This window comes from Inquilinus sp. (assembly GCF_039594555.1).
In the GTDB taxonomy this organism is placed as follows: Bacteria; Pseudomonadota; Alphaproteobacteria; order DSM-16000; family Inquilinaceae; genus Inquilinus.
Window position 1 is genome coordinate 1 of the sequence record NZ_JBCNNF010000003.1, and the last position, 17,284, is coordinate 17,284.

The window sequence follows — 17,284 nt, forward strand, 5'->3', positions numbered from 1 at the left end:
CCTGGCTCTACCCGAAGCACGCGGCCAAGCGCCTGGCGTCCGACTTCTGCGTGGAGGAGGTGACCGCGCGAGGCTGGCTGGCCGGCAGCCGGCCTTCGAACCGGCACATGGACCGGATGATCGCTCGGTGGGGCAACAGCTTCCTCGACTTCGTCTATGCGCCGATCACCGGCGCCCCAGATTTGGAAACCCGCCTGGATCGCGTCTTCGCCGACATCGCGGCGCTCCAGGCCGAGATCAGGAGAATGCGGCATGCGGAAGCTCATCGCCGCGTGGCTGGTGCATTGGCACCTGTGGCGCGCCGAGAAGAACAACGCTCGGGCGGCATACCACGCGGAGAGGGCTAAGGCCGAGGCGCGCATTCGGGACGGAATCCTCAACAGCGCTGAGAAGGAGAGCCCATGGCGCGCAGACTGAAGGAAGCCACCGACCAGCCGAAGCGCGGCGTCAATCGCGACGTCGTGATCAGCTACGACCGCAAGATCGGCGAGGCCCAGAGCCGGCTCGACGATGCCCGCGGCGAGGTCGGCCAGTTCAACAAGCAGTTCAACGACATCGGCGGCAATACGCAGGCGCTGAAGCTCGCCCGGAAGCTCAAGCGGATGGAGCCGGTGAAGGCCCAGGCGTTCTGGAAGGAGCTGAACCAATACGTCGGCGACCTCCAGGTCTTCGCCCAGGCCGACATGTTCGACGACAACACCATCACCCCGGCCGACACCGCCGCCGCGGAGAAGCGCAACGAGGTGGCTGAGGCCCAGGGCAAGCAGGCCGGGCTCGACGGAGCCAACCTCGACAGCAACCCCTATGCCGAGGACGACCCGGCCCGGCCGTTCTGGGCCAACGGCTGGCGCGAGGGGCAGAACGAGCTGGCCGGGCGGTTCGCCGCGCCGGGTGCGGAGCCGGCGGCCCAGCAGGTCGAATCCACGGCGGCGCCGGAAACCGCTCCGGCTGCTGAAGCCGCGACGGAGCCGGCGGCAGACCCTCTGGAGATCCCGCCCTTCCTCGACCGACGCCCCGGTGCTGCCGCCCGCCGGCGCAGCGGTCGCGCGCCGGCCGTCCCGACGGTGCAGTGATGGAGGAGGCGGTGCGCATCGAGGGTGCCGAGGGCGAAGCTCCGGCGCTGGCTGGTTGGGCAATCGTTGAGCTGATGGGCCGCCGCGTCATCGCGGGGCGCGTCAGCGAGCAGGTCATCGCTGGCGCAGCGCTGCTGCGGGTCGACATTCCCGGCAACGGCGATGATGTGGTCGCGACGCAGTTCTATGGCGGCTCGTCGATCTACTGCCTGACGCCCTGCGACGAGGCGACCGCTCGCAAGCAGCTCCGGGATCGCTGGGATCTCCCGCCCGTCGTCCGGCTAGCATTGCCGGAGCCCGAACGGCCGGCGGCTGACATCGACGCGGACGACGACCGCGAGGAGCGGACGCTCTAATGGGCGGCATCCTCGCCCTCGACATCGCGCGGCAGCTCGGCTGGGCTGCCGCCACGGCCGACGCCTGCCGAGCCTGGCCGCGGACCCAGCTGGAGGCGCGCGGCCACGACTGGAGCGGCGTCCGCTCCGGCTCGGTGATGCTGGCCCAGCCAGCGGCGACGCACGGCCGGCTCTACGCCGCGTTCGCCGACTGGCTGGCAGACGCCATCACCATCCACGCGCCCCGCATCGTCATCATCGAGGCGCCACTGCCGCGGATCAACGGCGGCGCCGAGGCGGCCCGCCGCTCCCTCGGCCTCTCCGCGGTTGCCGACCTGGTCTGCTACCGCCGCGAGGTCGAGTGCTTCGAGGCTGCGAACAACTCGGTGAAGAAGACCTTCGCCGGCTCCGGCCGGGCCGAGAAAGGCGACATGCTCCGCGCGTGCCAGGCGCGCGGCTGGGATCCGAAGGACGACAACGAGGCCGACGCGCTCGCGCTGCTCGATCATTCCATCCTGCTGCTGCGGGAGCGCCGCGCCTGGCGGCCCGAGCACATCTCGGCGCCGCTCAACCGGATCATGGGCGGGCTCGCCCGGAAGGTGGGCGCATGAGCCTCTGGCAGACGCAGGTGATCACGATTCAGCAACACTCCGGCTTCAGGCTGGTCGATGCGGAGGTGTTCGGTTGCTTCGCCGTTCATCTCCGCGTCGGCGAGGGGCGGAAGCGCGCGTGGCGGATCACCCATGTTCCGACGGGCTTGGCGATAGGGGCCGTGATCGGCGACTTCTCGGAGATTGAGCCGGCGAAGCGCGCCGCCGAAGCGCTGGCACGGCGCTTCAACGATGCGGCGCTGTGGGGCGGAAACGACGCAACCGACCACCGCGATCTGCGCGAGACCGTGCGTCAGTTCGTCGACGAGAAGACCCTGGCCGGCGACGTCAAGGCCATGCCGTCTTCCGATGGCGACCGGTCGATCTCCCTCAACGGCTACCAGTTCGGTGCGCAATGAGCGTCTACGCCGAAGCCCAGGCGCGCCTCTCCGACGCGAAGCGCCGGCGGGACAACCGCGCAGTCCACGCTGCGACCGAGGAGAGCAAGCGGCTCATGACGCAGCAGCTGCGGCGCGAGGTGGAGATCCGCCGCGGCCGGCCCGGGGCGCTGCGGCGGTGGTGGGGGAGGGGGCGGTGAGGCTGTTCGACGACACTGCTGCAGCCGGAGCGCCAGCTTTCGGCGTCGGCGGGATGTGGCTCCACCCGGACGAGATGATCGTGGACAACTTCGCCGGCGGCGGCGGAGCCAGCGAGGGCATCGAGCAGGCGTTCCAGCAGCTGCACGAGGCCGGGTTCCTGCCGGCGCCGCGGCATGTCGACATCGCCATCAACCACGACGCGGCCGCGGTGGCGATGCACGCGGCCAACCATCCCCGGACGCTCCACCTCAACCAGAACATCTGGCAGGTGGACCCGGACGACCTTCGGCGCAAGAACGACGGCCGACCGCTCGGCCTGGCGTGGTTCAGCCCGGACTGCACCCACCACAGCAAGGCCAAGGGCGCGCAGCCGGTCGAGAGCGGCCGCCGGGACCTTGCCCATGTAGTTGAGGTGTGGCTGAAGCGCTGGCCGCCGCGGATCATCCTCCTCGAGAACGTCGAGGAGTTCCGGGATTGGGGTCCGCTGGTCAAGCGGGCCGACGGCAAGATGATCCCGGACCCGAAGCGCAAGGGCGAGACCTTCGCGCAGTGGTGCGCGATGCTCCGGCGCTACGGCTATCGGTTGCAGTTCCGGGAGCTGCGCGCCTGTGACTACGGCACGCCGACGATCCGCAAGCGGCTGTACCTGATCGCGCGCAACGACAACCTGCCGATCGTCTGGCCGAAGCCGACCCATGGCCGGCCCGGCTCGGCAGAGGTGATCTCCGGCAAGCTGCTGCCCTGGCCGGTCGCCGCCGACATCATCGATTTCAGCCTCCCGTGCCCGAGCATCTTCGACACCGCCGAGGAGATTTGGGCGAAGTACGGGATCCGGGCGAAACGGCCGCTCGTCGAGAACACGATGGCCCGGATCGGCAAGGGCGTGTGGCGCTACGTCATCGACGCGGCCGAGCCCTTCATCATCCCGATCACCCACAGCGGCGACACCCGCTCTAACCCGGTCAGCGAGGGCCTGCGCACGATCACCGCGGCCAAGCGCGGCGAGCACGCTCTGGTGACGCCCTTCGTCACCAAGTTCCGGCAGAACAGTGTCGGGCATGAGGTGACCGAACCCGTCCACACGAACGCCGCGCACAGCTCGGCGACGCATCCTGGCGGCGCCGCGCCGATCGGCCTTGTCGCGCCGGTGCTGGTGGGCTGCGGCGGCCGCGCCGCACAGAGCCAGCCGCGTTCCGGTGCCGACCCGCTCTTGACGCAGACTGCCAAGCCGGACCTCTGCTTCGTCGCGCCCTATCTCGTGCCGCGCTATGGCGAGCGGGACGGGCAGGAGCCGCGCAGCCGGCCGGTGGTTGAGCCGATGCCGACGCCGGTCCCGACCGGCAACGAAGCGTCGGTGGTCGCGCCCGTGCTCATGTCCTATTACGGCGGCGAGGGCGGCGCGGAGCGATCGGCACCGGCCGGGCAGCCGGTCGGGACGGAAACAACGGGACCGCGTCACGCCGTAGTCGCCGCGTTCCTGGACCGCCACTATGGCCGCAGCGCGCCGGACGGCGCCGGCGAGCCGGTGGCGACCGACAGCGGGACCGGCAAGACCGCCGTCGTCTCGGCCTTCCTGGCCCAGCACAACACCGGCGTCGTCGGCCACGATGCCCGCGAGCCGGTGTCGACCACGCTGGCCGGCACGGGCCACCAGGCCGTCGTGCAGGTCTCGGCTGGCCAGATCAACCTGAAGGGCAGCGACCGCCGCGCCCGGGCCATCACCGAGGGCGTGCCGGCCCTCTGCGCGAACGGCAACCATGCCGGCGAGGTCCGGGCCTTCCTGGTGAAGTACTTCTCGGCCGCGACGCACGGCCAGAGCCTGCGCGACCCGCTGCACACCGACACGGCCAAGCCCCGGTTCGGCTTGGTGGTGATCCACGGCGAGCCGTACGAGATCGTGGACATCGGCATGCGAATGCTGACTGTCCGCGAGAGGTTCAGGGCCAACGGCTTCCCCGAAACCTACATCATCGACGTGCTGGTCAACGGCAAGCCGATCACGGCCGAGCAGCAGGGCCGCTGCTGCGGCAATGCCGTGTGCCCGCCCATGGCCAAGGCGCTGGTGCTGGCCAACCTGGGCCAAGTGCCCGTCGAGCGCGTCGCGCAGGCGGTGGCGGCATGACCCTCGCCACCGTCAGCACCGCCACCGAGAACCAGGCGCGGCCGCGGGAACAGGATCCGCACGGCTGGTACTGCGAGCCGGCCTCGACCGTCGAGGCGCTGATCGACGCCGAGCCGCTATGGGGCCCGGGCCACGATCCCTGCTGCGGCCGCGGCAACATCCCGAAGACCTGCATCGCCGGCGGCCTCGACTGCACCGGATCCGACCTGGTCGACCGCGGCTATGGCGTCGTCCACGACTTCCTAGCTCCGGCGGCCTGGCCCTTCGCCTACCCAGTCTGGATCATGATGAACCCGCCCTTCGAGCACGCGGTCGAGTTCATAGATCGCGCCATGACAGTCGCCCGGTGGGAGGTCTGCGCGCTGGTGCGGCTGTCCTTCCTGGAGGGCAAACGGCGGAAGGGCTGGTTCGAGGATTCGCCGCTAGCCCGGGTGTGGGTGTCCTCGTCCCGGCTCAGCATGCCGCCGGGCCATCTGCTGCGGCAGGGCCTCGTCGAGCCGAAGGGCGGCGCGGTCGCCTTCTGCTGGCTGGTCTTCGAGCACGGCCACCGCGGGCCGGCGCAGATCGGGTGGCTGCCGTGAGCGCGTCAAGTGTCCTCGAAGAGGGCGTCGATCGATTTGCGCGTCATGGTCAGGAGCTGACTGGCTGCGGTCCTCATCTCCTTGGCATGCGGTGCCGCCCTTTGTGCGCTCTCGCCTTGCGGAGGCTCGATCGTCAATGTCAGAGCGGAGACCTTGATCCAGTCAGTACGCCTCTGAATTTCCGAGAACAGCGCTCCCGAGCGTCTGCCAATCATAGGAGTCGCTTTCTCAAAGGCGGGCTTCATCTTCTCAGTTGTTTGGTCAATCTCATCGATCAGAACGGCGATTGCCTTCGGCGTGAGATTTTTCAACTCCAACAGATACTGTGCAGATTTGCAGATTGTTTCCAGAGCAGATTCTATTTGCTCAAGTTCCAGCAAGTATTGCGCTCTGCGCTCGATGCGCCTTGCTCGGTCGGTGACACGGATGTTCTCTATGTTGGAAGAATAAGCCAGAAAGCCGGCAAAAAGTGCGAATATTGCTGCGATGAGAGGCTGAAATCTTTCGACGGCGGCGATCCCTGCCGCGTCGTACTTGAAGTAGACGACGGTAAGCGCGATCCCTGCGAACAAGCCAGCCACGGCTGGCCTCCACACGTTCATGCTGTCCCTCCAGATCGGCACAACCCCGATCGATGCTTAGCACGCCGAATCGTGCGAGCGCGGATCATATGACCGCCGCCGTCACGCCCCTCCGCCGGCCTGGCTCGGCTCGCGTCGGCGACGCACAGGCGAAGATCGACGAGCTCCAGAAGCAGTGCCTGATGCAGGATGTCGAGGAGAGCCTGATCAGCGCCATTCTCGGCCGTCCGCAGGATCTGGATTCGGTCGCTGACATGCTGCAGCCGCAGCATTTCGGCTTCCCGGCTCTTGGCCGCATGTACGGCGCCTGCCTCGCCCTTGCGCAGGCTGGCCGGCGCATCGATCCCCTCGCGCTGCTGCCGTTCTTCGAGGCCGACGACGCTCTCTCTGACGTCGGCGGCGCCGGCTACATCATGGAGCTCGCCGGCGAGTTCACGCCGAGCGGCAGCATCACCGAATACGCGCGCGTCATCGTCGACATGTGGAAGCGCCGCCAGGCGCTTGCCGCGATCAGCGCGGCCGCTGTGGCGATCGCCTATCCCGAGGTGGTCGAGCCAGCCGACGCGCCGCTGGCGGCACTGGCCGGCGAACTGGAGACGCTGCAGACCACCGCAACGGCGCGCCCGGTCGGGCCGCGCCCTCTGGCGTCGGTGATGCACGAGTTCCAGGCCTTCCTCGCAGAGGGCCCGGAGCGGCGCCGCAACGCGCTGAACACCGGCCTGGCCGACCTCGACACGATCCTCGGCGGCATCATGCAGCCGGACCTCGTCATCCTCGGCGCCCGCCCGGGCATGGGGAAGTCCACCCTCATGCGGCACGTCACGCGGCACGTCGCCCACCGCGGCAAGCGCTCGGTCGTCTTCACCTGCGAGATGTCGGGCCTGCAGGTCGGCATGGGCTACATCCAGCGCGAGACCGGCGTGGCGATCAGCGCCATGAAGGGTGGCACCGTCCCGCCGGCCGACGTCAGCCGCATGGTGCAGATCGCGAACGAGCTGGCGTCGCTGCCGATCGAGATCGACGACGCCTCCGGCCTCACCGTCGACCAGCTCCACCGCCGCGTCCGCCGGCTGCAGCAGACCGGTCCCGTCGACCTGGTCTGCGTCGACTATCTGCAGCTGATGCGCGACCAGCGCCACCGCGGCAGTCGCGACCCGAACCGGGTGCAGGAGGTGTCCGCCATCTCGGAAGGGCTGAAGGCCGCAGCCAAGGACCTGCAGGTGCCGATCCTGGCCCTGTCGCAGCTGTCCCGCGCGCTGGAGAGCCGGCAGGACAAGCGGCCGCTCCTCTCCGACCTGCGCGAATCCGGTTCGCTGGAGCAGGACGCCGATATCGTGGCCTTCCTCTACCGCGAGGAGGTTTACGCCGCGCAGCAGCAGCCGGCCGACACCGAGGGCGAGAGCTTCACCGAATGGATGGCCCGGGCCGACCGCGTGAAGAACCTCGCTGAGATCATCGTCGCGAAGAACCGCTGGGGCGAAACCGGCGTCGCGAAGGTCCGTTTCGACGGCGCGCGTGGCCTGTTCGAGAACCTGGCGCAGGGGTTCCAAGGAGAGATGCTGTGAGCAAGGAGAAGCGCATCCCCTATTTCCGCTTCTATACGACCGACTGGCGCGGCGACATCCCGCTCCGGATGTGCTCCTACGCCGCCCGCGGGCTCTGGATCGACCTCCTGACCCTGATGCATGAGAGCGACCGGCCTGGCCACCTGCTCATCGCCGGCCAGCCGCCCAGCCCGCGCCAGCTCGCCAGCCTCCTCGGCGGCAGCGAGAAGGAGATCCGGAAGCTGCTGGCCGAGCTCGAGCACGCGGGGATCTTCAGCCTCGACCCGGAGACCGGCGCCGTCTTCTCCCGCCGGATGGTTCGGGATAAGGCCAAGGAAGAGCGCGACCGGGAAAACGGGCGGGGAGGGGGCAACCCGAAACTCAAGGGGCAGGATAACCAGCCCGGAAAACCCTCCCGGATATCCCCTGACGCCAACCAGGGGGTTAACCCCCAAGCCAAGGCCCATGGATATACCAGTTCCAGTTTAAGAGAAGATCTACCGTCTACGTCAGTTCCAGGATCCGCGAGTCCGAGCGCGTCGGACCAGGGCGGGGGCGTGGACGAGGCTACCGCCATCATCGCCGAGTTCGACCAGAGCCGGGCCACGGTCTACGGCGAGGCCCAGGCTCGGCCATGGCCGGCGCCGAGCGATCTCGTCGTCGCCCAGCGGCTTGTCGAGCAGGGCGCCACGCCGGCGTTGTGCCGGCACGTGTTCGACAGCCGGAACGCCAAGCTCAAGGCCGAGGGCCACAAGCCGAGGGCGACGCTGAAGGCGTTCGAGCCCGACGTGGTCGAAGCGCTGAACGATCGGCCGAAGCCGAACGGCCAGGGCGCGGCGCCGGGGAAGCCCAAGCGCACGATCTTCGATCTCCCCGACGGCGCCTTCGCCCACGACGTCTTCGGCCGCATGGCCCGCAAGGGCTACGGCCAGCAGACCGTCGAGCTGCGGGACCGGTTCTTCGCCGACCCGGCCGCCGCGCTGCCCGAGATCCGGCGCATCGACGCCGAGATGCGCGGGGTGACCAACCGTGACGCGGATGCCTCGGCATGAAGTTCTTGGCGTCTCAATCAACCCGGCAGGTATGCGAACAGCCTCGTCGCCGCGTCCAGGTCTGCGATGAAGTCATCCAGATGGTAGTCAGGTGCTTGAGTTGTCGATTTAGCAGGGAAGTCCGGCGGATCTGGAAGATTCTGGCGACGTCGATGGAGTACATCGAGGAAACTATGTGCTCCAGCCACCAAGGATTCATCGATGTCCCCGTCATTGTGCTTGGATTTGCAAAGGTTTCGAATGGATGTTTTCAGGAGCCATCTTTGTTCATCGGACGGCTCTTCTGCGTGCCACCTCCGAACCTCACCATCGTAGTCCACCAGCATGGAGCGGATACGAAACTCAAGATCGCGACGAACCATCGGAAATCTCCAACGAATCCGGGCGCGAGTATAGGTCAAGTCATATGGGGGCACCAATGACCGCGCTGCGTTCACCCCTCGGCCGGCTGGTGCCGCAGGAGCCGGCACCCGAGGACCAGCTGCTCCGGATGCGGCGCGCGGCCTGGCTGCGGCAGGGCGTCGTCATGCTGCGGCCGGAGGAGATCGAGAACGACTGGTTGCGCCAGGCCGTGACGGCTGAGGCGGTGCGGCTCTACGGCCGGAGGGATGGGCGATGAGGACGATGGTGGCGGGCGATCTCTGGTGGTCCGAGCTCAAGGCCAAGGTCGAGTCCGTGGAGCGTCGGTGCGCGCAGATCGAGCGGGCCCAGCGCGACGCGGTCCGGCGCTCGGCGGCTCTGGAGCCGGCGCAGTGGCGCGAGCTGATGCACGGGACGCAGATCGCGGTGCTGGAGACGGCCCGGGCCGGCCAGCACATCCGCAAGGTCCAGTCGCCGCTGGACCGCCTGCACGCCCGGAAGTCGATCGACGGCGTGATGTGGACAGCGGGCGACATCCTGCTCGGCGACTACGAGGTCGGGATCCTCGGCGCCCGGGAGGTCGACGAGCTGGCCGAGCGGGTCGACTGCGGCATCCGGTCGGCCGGCTACCCGGTCGAGGTCATCGCCGCCGTGGCGCGGTACCGGCTGGCCCTGGCCGCGGTCGGCCGCTGGCTGGCGCCGGTCGTGTTCTCGGTCTGCGTCGACGGCCGCGACCTGGCCCAGATCGCCGAGGCGACCGAGCAGCATCCGCGCGAGCTGACCGGCGTGCTGAAGGTCGGGCTGCTGACCCTGGCGGACCACTACTCGGCCGCGGTGATCGACGCGATGAAGGAGCGGCGCGAGGTGTTGCGGCGGGCGGGGTGACCGCCCACCGTATTTTGTGCTTGACGCGAAAAACAGTCGCGTGAGACCAATGTGTCAATTGGCCGACTTGGCTCTGCAGCCCGCCCGGGGAACCGTGGCGGGCTTTTTGCGTAGCCGGAGATGACTTCGAATTCACGGGCCCTCGGCTGCTGCGAGCGGTATTGATGAGCCCGTGACGGTGTCATCTAGAGGTCAGGATAGCCGCCTAAGAACCGGCAGACACGGGTTCGAATCCCGTCATCGTCACCAGATCTCGCCCTGTACTTCGCAGGCCCTGCTCAGAGCATGGATTTCTGAATTTCTTGGAGCTGATCTCTGGTGCGGCGGAAGCGAACCGTCCGCACGCGACGAAGTGCTGGGGTCTCGCGGCGCCACCGCAGTAACAGATCCATGGCCTTCGCATCGTCGTCCAGCAGAAACCTGATCGTCCCGCTCTGCCCGGGCTGAACAACCATGTTGAGGCGCCGGGTCGCTGCTATTCGGACGATGTCCTTGATCTCAGATGCGCCTGTGCCCAATGAGCGAATAGCGCCCTGCGCGTCATTGTTCGAAGTGAGATCCAGGACGAGGATCGCATGCTTGCCGGGGTTGTAGATGGAGATCTGCAGCCAATTCCCGCTGGCCATAGTCCCCTCGGTATCGTCCTTGGACAGAGCAAATACGGGCGCGGCCTCAAGCCGTCTCTCGATCGCAGTCCAGGTGCTCAGAGTGGCGCCGTACAGGCCAAGAACCCAGCCAGCGACGGCCCAGAAATCACCCGGCATGTTTGACTCCGTCTGAGAAGAGGTTTGGATGGCGCTCACCCCAAAGGAGCGCCGCTTCATCGACGAGTATCTGGTCGACCTGAACGGCGCGCAAGCCGCGATCCGTGCCGGGTACAGCGAGCGGCGCGCGAAGCAGACGGCATCAGAGCTGCTGGACAAGCCGGAGGTCGCGGCTGCGATCGAGGCGGCCCAAGCGGCCCGGTCTGAGCGGACGCAGGTCACACAGGATTGGGTGCTGGACCGGCTGCAGGAGGTCGTCGAGCGATCGATGCAGCACGAGGCCGTGACCGACCGCCAGGGCAACCCGACCGGTGAGTACACCTTCAACGCCGGTGGCGCCAACAAGGCCCTGGAGCTGCTTGGCAAGCACCTCGGCATGTTCCGGGATCGGGTCGAGCACAGCGGCCCCGGCGGCGGCCCTATTCCGTTCCGGACGATCCGCCGGACCATCGTAGACCCGAAGGCGGAGGAATGACGCCTGCACCCGAGGCCGAGGACGATGCCCTCGACCTTTCCACGCCGCGGGCGTTCGTTCCGCTGCTGGAGCCCGCCCGCTACAAGGGCGCGCACGGCGGGCGCGGCTCGGGGAAGTCGCATTTCTTCGCCGAGATGCTGATAGAGCGGGCCATCCTGCAAGAAGGCCTCCGCGCGGTCTGCATTCGCGAGATCCAGAAGAGCTTGGAGCAGTCGGTCAAGCGGCTGCTCGAAGACAAGATCCAGGCCATGGGCGTCGGCGCCTGGTTCCGGGTGCTGAATAACGAGATCCACACCCCGGGCGACGGCCTGATCATCTTCCAGGGCATGCAGAATCACACGGCGGAGTCGATCAAGTCCCTTGAGGGCTACGACATCGCTTGGGTTGAGGAAGCCCAATCGCTCTCGCAGCGCAGCCTGGACCTGCTGCGCCCGACCATCCGCAAGCCGGGTTCGGAGATCTGGTTCACTTGGAACCCGAACAAGGCGACCGACCCGGTCGACAAGCTGCTGCGCGGCCCGGACGGGGCGCCGCCGGGCTCGGTGGTGATCCAGGCCAACTACCGGGATAACCCCTTCTTCCCGGACGTGCTGCGCGCCGAGATGGAATTCGATCGGCGGCGTGACCTGGAGAAGTTCGGCCACATCTGGCTCGGCGGCTATCAGACGCTCAGCGAAGCGCGGGTGTTCAAGAACTGGCGGGTCGACGAGTTCGAGACCCCGGCTGATGCCCGCTTCCACTTCGGCGCTGATTGGGGCTTCAGCATAGACCCGACTGTCCTGGTCCGCTGCTTCATCAGCGGCCGGACGCTCTATGTCGACCGGGAGGTCTACGCCATCGGCTGCGAGATCGACCGGACGCCGTTCCTGTTCGCCGGCACCGCCGACCCGGAGGTGAACAACCTCAATGCCCAGGCGCTGGCGGCCTTGCCGCCGCCGCTGCGGCAGGAATGGAAGGGCATCGAAGGGTCACGCCGCTGGCCGATCATCGCCGACAGCGCGCGGCCGGAGACCATCAACTACATGCTGCGGCACGGCTTCGGCAACATCACCCCGGCCATCAAGGGCGCCGGGTCGGTGGAGGAGGGCGTCACCTTCCTCCAGAGCCATGACGTCGTCGTGCATCCGCGCTGCCGGCACACTATCGATGAGCTGACCCACTACTCCTACAAGACCGACAAGCTGACCGGCGAGGTCTTGCCCGTTCTCGAGGACAGGAAAAACCACGTGATCGACGCGCTCCGCTACGCCGTAGAGACGCTGCGCCGGTCCACCTACGACGCCAGCATGGCCTGGGTCGGGTAGGGCGCGGCAATGCTCCTCGACACCCTCGCGAATCTGGTCTCCGGGCTGTTCACCAGCAAGGACAAGCTGGCGCACGACCGGTTCATCTTCGTCACCCAGAACCGGGAGCAGCTGGACGCCGCCTACCGCGGCGATTGGATCGCCCGGAAGATCATCGACGTCCCGCCCTTCGACATGACCCGCGAATGGCGGGATTGGAAGGCGGAGCCGGCGCAGATCCAGCAGATCGAGGCGGAGGAACAGCGCCTCGACGTGCAGCGGAAGGTCGCCAAGGCGCTGCGCCTGGCGCGGCTGTACGGCGGCTCGGCGCTGGTGCTTGGCGTGGGCGACGGCGACCCGATGCAGCCGTTGCCGCCGATCGGGCGGGGCGGCCTGAAGTATCTGCACGCCATGCACCGATGGGAGATCACGGCCGGCGAGATTGATCGGGACGTGCTGTCGCCGACCTTCGGCGAGCCCGGCTACTACCAGGTCGGCAGCACGCAGCAGACGGCAGCCAGGCTGCACCCGAGCCGGGTGATCCGGCTGCTCGGCGCGCCGCTGCCGGACGAGCTGTACATGGGCAATGACGGCTGGGCGGACAGTGTGCTGCAGGCGGTGATGGATGCCGTGAAGCAAGCCGGCCTGGCCGCGCAGGGAGTGGCCTCTCTGATCCACGAGGCCAAGCTTGATGTGATCCGGATCCCGAACCTGTCCCAGAGCCTGTCGGCCGCCGGCTATTCCGATACGCTGATCAAGCGCTTCACGCTGGCCAACACGATGAAGTCGCTCAACAACACCCTCCTCCTCGACCAGGTGGAGGAGTGGGACCGGAAGCAAATCAGCTTCGCCCAGCTGCCGGAGATCATGCAGCAATACCTGCAGATCGCCGCCGGCGCCGCCGACATCCCGGCGACCCGGCTCCTCGGCCAGGCCCCGGCCGGCATGAACGCCACCGGCGAGAGCGACGTCCGGAACTACTACGACCGGATCGCGGCCGAGCAGCGCGTGCTGCTGACCCCGACGCTGCGGCGGCTGGATGACGCGCTGATCGCCAGCGCGCTCGGCAGCCGGCCGGAGGAGATTCATTACGCGTGGGCGCCGCTCTGGCAGCTGAGTGCGGCCGAGGCCGCGGATGTGGGGCTGAAGAAGGCCCAGGCGACGCAGATCTACGCCGTCAACGACATCCTGCCGCCGGCGGTGGTGGCCAAGGTTGTCCCCAACCAGCTCGTCGAGGACGGGACCTATCCCGGCCTCGAGGCGGCGATGGAAGACTATGAGGCCGGCAAGCTGGAGGATCCCGATTGGATCCCCGATCCGGTCGAGCAGGCCGCGGCGCTCGCCGCAGCCAAGATGCCGTCGGGCGGCCCGCAGCCCGGCCAGCCGGTCGATGATGCGGCACCGCGGACGCTCTATGTCCGGCGCGATGTCGTCAACGCCGACGAGATCCGGGCTTGGGCGGAGGGGCAGGGCATCATCGAAGTGCTGCCCGACCTGCACGTCACCATCGCCAGCAGCCGGACGGCGATCGACTGGATGAAGATCGACGGCGACTGGAACAGCAACCCGGACGGTGGGATCACCATCCCACCCGGCGGCGTCCGCATCGTCGAGCCGCTGGGCGGCATGACCGCGGTGCTGCTGTTCACCTGGTCGGCGCTGACCTGGCGGCACGGCCAGATCCTGGGCGCCGGCGCGTCGTGGGACTTCGAGGATTACCAGCCGCACATCAGCCTGACCAAGGCGCCGGTCGACCTGTCGAAGGTCACGCCGTATCGCGGTCGGATCGTGCTGGGGCCCGAGATCTGGGAGCCGCGCAAGCTGGACGACCTGCCCGGGCAGCCGGGCGAGGATGGAGGTGGGCCGAACGCCGATCGCCCTTTCGGTGATGCTCGTCGCGGCAGGGGCGGCGGCCGCGGCCACTACAACCCCAACCAGCCGCGCGGGCCGCATGGGCGGTGGATCAGCACCGGCGCCAGCGGCAAGAAGGCCAAAGCCCTCGTCGATAGGGCCACGCGGGACAGGACGTCGAAGGATTGGCTCGTGATCGGGCCGGTGCGCAACCACGCGGCGGTTCGGGCCGCGACCGGGCATGACCTGCGGGGCTGGGATCGCAAGATCACGGCCGACGCCGTGCGCAAGATCCTGAAGGACCACGGCGACCCGGCGGCCGAGGGGCGGCGCGGCCAGGCCGCCATCACGCGGTCGGACTTCAAGCGGGTGCGGGGCGTGGTCGAGCGGCCGGACACGATCGCGCGCGGCGCCCTGACGAGTCACCGCAAGCTGCCGGCCGTCGTCTACACGCGGAAGGTCGGCCGCTACACGTTCACCGTCGTGGAGGAGCTGCAGCGCGGCAACAAGAAGGCCGTGCTGCACACGATGTGGAAGCGATGAGGGGGAGGGTGGAGCGGCCCCCAGGGCGGTTTTGCCGAAGCCTTCCGCGAACGTCCGAAACGTACTGGGGCCAAGCCCGCTCCGCCTCAGAATATAGGCGCTCGGGCGCCTGCCGGCAAGCCGAGGTGACCCCGCATGGCCTATGATCTGGTCGGCATGGTCCGCCGCGGCAGGACGCGCCGACGCTCGGTCGCGGCCAAGGCGGTGGTGCCGACACAGGCCCGGGTCGACGCGCTGGCCGCCATCTATCTGGAGGTGCCACGCGGCTGGCTGGCGCAGGTGCGCGGGCGGGTGCTGCCGGCCTATGGCACGCTCCGCGACCGGCTGGTGCGGGATGATGAGCAGGATCAGCTTGAGGCGGCGCTGATCGCGGCGGCGGCGCTGATGACCGGCCTGACCGCGCAGCTGCGGCCCCGCATGGCCCAATGGCTGGCCGAGTTCGACACCTGGCACGCCAGGCGCTTCGCGCAGACGATCGCCGCGGCGGCCGGCATCGATCCGCTGCCCATGATGTCGGCGCTGGAGGCGGCGCCGGCGCGCGGGCTTGCCCTGCAACGGAACCTGGCGCTGCTGCGCAGCCTGGATGATCAGGTGCGCGGCTCGGTCGAGCGCCGGGTGTGGGTCGCGGTCGCGCAGCGTGAGCCGGTGACGTCGGTCTCTCGGGCGCTGCGGGACGCCATCGGCACCGGCCGGCGGCGCGCGCTGAACCTCGCGCGGGCCCAGACGGACACGATCGCGTCCGAGTTCGATGAGGTTCGGCGCGGCGAGGCCGGCTTGGATCGGTTTCGGTGGCGCCACAGCGGCAACCCGAACCCGCGGCATTGGCACAAGGCGCGGGACGGCAAGGTCTATCGGACCCGCGACATCCCGGCCGGAGACCGGCCCGGCATCCCGCCGTTCTGCGACTGCAAGGGCGAGCCCTGGATCGGGCTCGAGGATTGAGGACACCGACATGCTGATCACCGACACGGTCACGCTGGTGGGCGACCAGCGGACGACCGCCGACGGGTATTTGGTCGCCTCGGCTCGCATCGCTCGCACCGGCGTCCAGCAGTATCTGGGCTCGGAGATGGGCCGGCCGGACCTGTCCGTCGTCCGCGTCTACCGGCCGGCGGACGAGGTCTTCGCCGCCGACGCCCTGTCGAGCATGGCGCATCGGCCGGTCACCCTCGACCATCCGTCCGAGCCGGTCACCTCCGCCAACTGGAAGGCGCTGAGCATCGGCCAGGTCGGCGGCGAGGTGGCGCGGGACGGCGAGTTCGTCCGCGTGCCGCTGGTGCTGATGGACCAGGGCGCGATCGACGCGGTGCAGGCCGGCAAGCGCCAGCTCAGCGTCGGCTATGTCGCGCAGATTGACTGGACCGCCGGCACCACCGACGCCGGCGAGCCCTATGACGCCATCCAGCGCGGGATCCGCGCCAACCATCTGGCCGTCGTCGACGCGGCCCGTGCCGGACCGGCTTGCCGGATCGGCGACTCCTGGTCGACCCCGAAACCCGAGAGGACCGACATGACCAAGCAGGTCAAGATCGACGGCATCACCGTCGAGCTGTCCGACACGGCCTATGAGGTGGTGTCGAAGCTGATGAGCGATCACCAGACGCTCAAGGACGTCAAGGCCAAGGTCGATGCCGACCTGGCTACCGCGCAGACCGGCCTTCAGACCAAGGACGGCGAGATCACCGGGCTCAAGGCGCAGCTGGCCGACGCCCAGATCACCCCGGCCAAGCTCGACGCCGCCGTGGCGGCCCGGGCGGCGGTCATCGCCGATGCCCGCAAGATCGCGGGCGACAAGCTGGTGGTGGACGGCAAGACCGAGGCGGAGATCCGCCGGGCCGCTGTCGCCGCCAAGATCGGCGACGCCGCCGCCAAGGACCTGGCGGATGCCGCGGTCGAGGGCGCGTTCCGCGTTCTGGTCCCGGCCGGCCAGGGCGGCGCCGGCCAGGCCCGCCAGGACCCGCTGCGGGCCGCGCTGGCGGACCAGCAGCCCGGCGGCGGGGACCAGCGCGAGGCGGCCTGGCAGGCCCGCCAGAAGCGCATCGGCGACGCCTGGAAGGGCGAGGCGGCCAAGGCCTAAGCCGCGCCCTTCCACCACGCGCAACTCAGCAGAGGAGAGACGGTCATGGCCGTCGTGCAGAACACCTACACCGAGAACATCCGCCCGGCGTTCGTCGGGCAGATCGCGGACATGACCGGCTACGATGCCGACACGCGCAACGTGGAGACGGCGGCCGGCATCGGCTTCGGCCTGGCCGTGGGGCAGGGCACCGCGCCCAAGGGCGCCGTGCTCGGCGCTGCCACCGCCGCGGCGTTCGTCGGCATCTCCATCCGGGATGTCACCCTCGACCCGCGGGACGGCGACAAGTACCCGCAGAACGCCAACATGGGCGTCATGACCTGGGGCGACATCTGGGTCCAGACCGGCGGCGCGGTCGCCGTCGGAGCGGATGTCACCTTCGACGCCGCCACCGGCGTCCTGTCCAGCGCCGCGGCCGGCGCCAGCCAGTTCGCCATCGCAGGTGCGCGCTGGATGAGCGCCACCAGCGGCGTCGGCCTCGCCAAGCTGCGGCTGCGCGGCCCCACCCCGGCGGCGTAAGGCGCCTCCGGCATCCACCCTCCCTAAGCCCAGATCCTGAAGGAGCTTTC

General features: G+C 68.7%; 20 protein-coding genes and 1 tRNA gene. 18 read left to right on the plus strand and 3 right to left on the minus strand.

Annotated elements, in window-relative coordinates; translation table 11 throughout:
* From ABDW35_RS00530 to ABDW35_RS00560, 7 genes are all read left to right on the plus strand, one after another.
* Positions 1 to 347: hypothetical protein (locus tag ABDW35_RS00530; protein ID WP_343711882.1), on the plus strand; the 347-nt coding region annotated here is incomplete at its 5' end.
* 54 nt (positions 348 to 401) lie between these two features.
* Positions 402 to 1,073 carry a hypothetical protein gene (locus tag ABDW35_RS00535; RefSeq protein WP_343711883.1) on the plus strand — a complete coding sequence of 224 codons (672 nt, stop codon included), beginning with the start codon at positions 402 to 404 and terminating at the stop codon, positions 1,071 to 1,073.
* Positions 1,073 to 1,429 carry a hypothetical protein gene (locus ABDW35_RS00540; RefSeq protein ID WP_343711884.1) on the plus strand — a complete coding sequence of 119 codons (357 nt, stop codon included), beginning with the start codon at positions 1,073 to 1,075 and terminating at the stop codon, positions 1,427 to 1,429. The genes ABDW35_RS00535 and ABDW35_RS00540 overlap by 1 nt, the downstream gene beginning before the upstream one ends.
* Positions 1,429 to 2,019 (plus strand): hypothetical protein, encoded by a 591-nt coding sequence (locus ABDW35_RS00545; RefSeq protein WP_343711885.1) that lies wholly within the window; start codon positions 1,429 to 1,431, stop codon positions 2,017 to 2,019. Before ABDW35_RS00540 ends, ABDW35_RS00545 begins: the two co-directional genes overlap by 1 nt.
* Positions 2,016 to 2,417, plus strand: coding sequence for a hypothetical protein (locus tag ABDW35_RS00550; protein ID WP_343711886.1), 402 nt, complete (start codon positions 2,016 to 2,018; stop codon positions 2,415 to 2,417). Before ABDW35_RS00545 ends, ABDW35_RS00550 begins: the two co-directional genes overlap by 4 nt.
* 175 nt (positions 2,418 to 2,592) lie before the next feature.
* Positions 2,593 to 4,719 (plus strand): DNA cytosine methyltransferase, encoded by a 2,127-nt coding sequence (locus tag ABDW35_RS00555; RefSeq protein WP_343711887.1) that lies wholly within the window; start codon positions 2,593 to 2,595, stop codon positions 4,717 to 4,719.
* The gene (locus ABDW35_RS00560; protein WP_343711888.1) at positions 4,716 to 5,300 is read left to right on the plus strand and encodes a hypothetical protein; all 585 of its coding nucleotides are present in this window, start codon (positions 4,716 to 4,718) and stop codon (positions 5,298 to 5,300) included. Before ABDW35_RS00555 ends, ABDW35_RS00560 begins: the two co-directional genes overlap by 4 nt.
* A gap of 5 nt (positions 5,301 to 5,305) precedes the next feature.
* On the opposite strand, the gene ABDW35_RS00565 is transcribed toward ABDW35_RS00560, so the two are convergent.
* Positions 5,306 to 5,881, minus strand: a complete 576-nt coding sequence (locus tag ABDW35_RS00565; protein ID WP_343711889.1) for a hypothetical protein — start codon at positions 5,879 to 5,881, stop codon at positions 5,306 to 5,308.
* A gap of 89 nt (positions 5,882 to 5,970) precedes the next feature.
* Between ABDW35_RS00565 and ABDW35_RS00570 the strand changes: the two genes are divergently transcribed.
* A complete protein-coding gene (locus ABDW35_RS00570; RefSeq protein WP_343711890.1) occupies positions 5,971 to 7,446 on the plus strand; it encodes a replicative DNA helicase in 1,476 nt (491 codons plus the stop codon).
* Positions 7,443 to 8,477 (plus strand): hypothetical protein, encoded by a 1,035-nt coding sequence (locus ABDW35_RS00575; protein WP_343711891.1) that lies wholly within the window; start codon positions 7,443 to 7,445, stop codon positions 8,475 to 8,477. The genes ABDW35_RS00570 and ABDW35_RS00575 overlap by 4 nt, the downstream gene beginning before the upstream one ends.
* A 17-nt stretch (positions 8,478 to 8,494) precedes the next feature.
* Here ABDW35_RS00575 and ABDW35_RS00580 read toward each other — a convergent pair whose 3' ends face one another.
* Positions 8,495 to 8,839 carry a hypothetical protein gene (locus ABDW35_RS00580; RefSeq protein ID WP_343711892.1) on the minus strand — a complete coding sequence of 115 codons (345 nt, stop codon included), beginning with the start codon at positions 8,837 to 8,839 and terminating at the stop codon, positions 8,495 to 8,497.
* Between the two features lie 56 nt (positions 8,840 to 8,895).
* Here ABDW35_RS00580 and ABDW35_RS00585 point away from each other — a divergent pair, with 56 nt between their 5' ends.
* The 3 genes from ABDW35_RS00585 (at position 8,896) to ABDW35_RS00595 (ending at position 9,971) form a co-directional block, all read left to right on the plus strand.
* Positions 8,896 to 9,096 carry a hypothetical protein gene (locus tag ABDW35_RS00585; RefSeq protein ID WP_343711893.1) on the plus strand — a complete coding sequence of 67 codons (201 nt, stop codon included), beginning with the start codon at positions 8,896 to 8,898 and terminating at the stop codon, positions 9,094 to 9,096.
* A complete protein-coding gene (locus tag ABDW35_RS00590) occupies positions 9,093 to 9,722 on the plus strand; it encodes a DUF6456 domain-containing protein (protein WP_343711894.1) in 630 nt (209 codons plus the stop codon). Before ABDW35_RS00585 ends, ABDW35_RS00590 begins: the two co-directional genes overlap by 4 nt.
* Positions 9,723 to 9,896: 174 nt before the next feature.
* Positions 9,897 to 9,971: transfer RNA gene (locus ABDW35_RS00595), tRNA-Leu, on the plus strand.
* A gap of 29 nt (positions 9,972 to 10,000) precedes the next feature.
* Here the strand turns inward: ABDW35_RS00595 and ABDW35_RS00600 are convergent.
* Entirely contained in the window at positions 10,001 to 10,486 is a 486-nt protein-coding gene (locus tag ABDW35_RS00600; RefSeq protein WP_343711895.1) for a hypothetical protein, read from the minus strand.
* Between the two features lie 28 nt (positions 10,487 to 10,514).
* Between ABDW35_RS00600 and ABDW35_RS00605 the strand changes: the two genes are divergently transcribed.
* The 6 genes from ABDW35_RS00605 to ABDW35_RS00630 all read left to right on the plus strand — a co-directional run bounded on the left by ABDW35_RS00605 (position 10,515) and on the right by ABDW35_RS00630 (position 17,234).
* The gene (locus ABDW35_RS00605; protein ID WP_343711896.1) at positions 10,515 to 10,961 is read left to right on the plus strand and encodes a terminase small subunit; all 447 of its coding nucleotides are present in this window, start codon (positions 10,515 to 10,517) and stop codon (positions 10,959 to 10,961) included.
* Positions 10,958 to 12,265, plus strand: a complete 1,308-nt coding sequence (locus tag ABDW35_RS00610) for a PBSX family phage terminase large subunit (RefSeq protein ID WP_343711897.1) — start codon at positions 10,958 to 10,960, stop codon at positions 12,263 to 12,265. Before ABDW35_RS00605 ends, ABDW35_RS00610 begins: the two co-directional genes overlap by 4 nt.
* 9 nt (positions 12,266 to 12,274) lie before the next feature.
* Positions 12,275 to 14,638 (plus strand): phage portal protein, encoded by a 2,364-nt coding sequence (locus tag ABDW35_RS00615; protein WP_343711898.1) that lies wholly within the window; start codon positions 12,275 to 12,277, stop codon positions 14,636 to 14,638.
* 135 nt (positions 14,639 to 14,773) lie between these two features.
* Positions 14,774 to 15,580, plus strand: a complete 807-nt coding sequence (locus tag ABDW35_RS00620) for a minor capsid protein (protein WP_343711899.1) — start codon at positions 14,774 to 14,776, stop codon at positions 15,578 to 15,580.
* A 10-nt stretch (positions 15,581 to 15,590) separates the two neighbouring features.
* Positions 15,591 to 16,715 carry a DUF2213 domain-containing protein gene (locus ABDW35_RS00625; RefSeq protein ID WP_343711900.1) on the plus strand — a complete coding sequence of 375 codons (1,125 nt, stop codon included), beginning with the start codon at positions 15,591 to 15,593 and terminating at the stop codon, positions 16,713 to 16,715.
* A 45-nt stretch (positions 16,716 to 16,760) separates the two neighbouring features.
* Complete coding sequence (locus ABDW35_RS00630) at positions 16,761 to 17,234, plus strand: hypothetical protein (protein WP_343711901.1); 474 nt, start codon at positions 16,761 to 16,763, stop codon at positions 17,232 to 17,234.
* Positions 17,235 to 17,284: the final 50 nt, after the last annotated feature.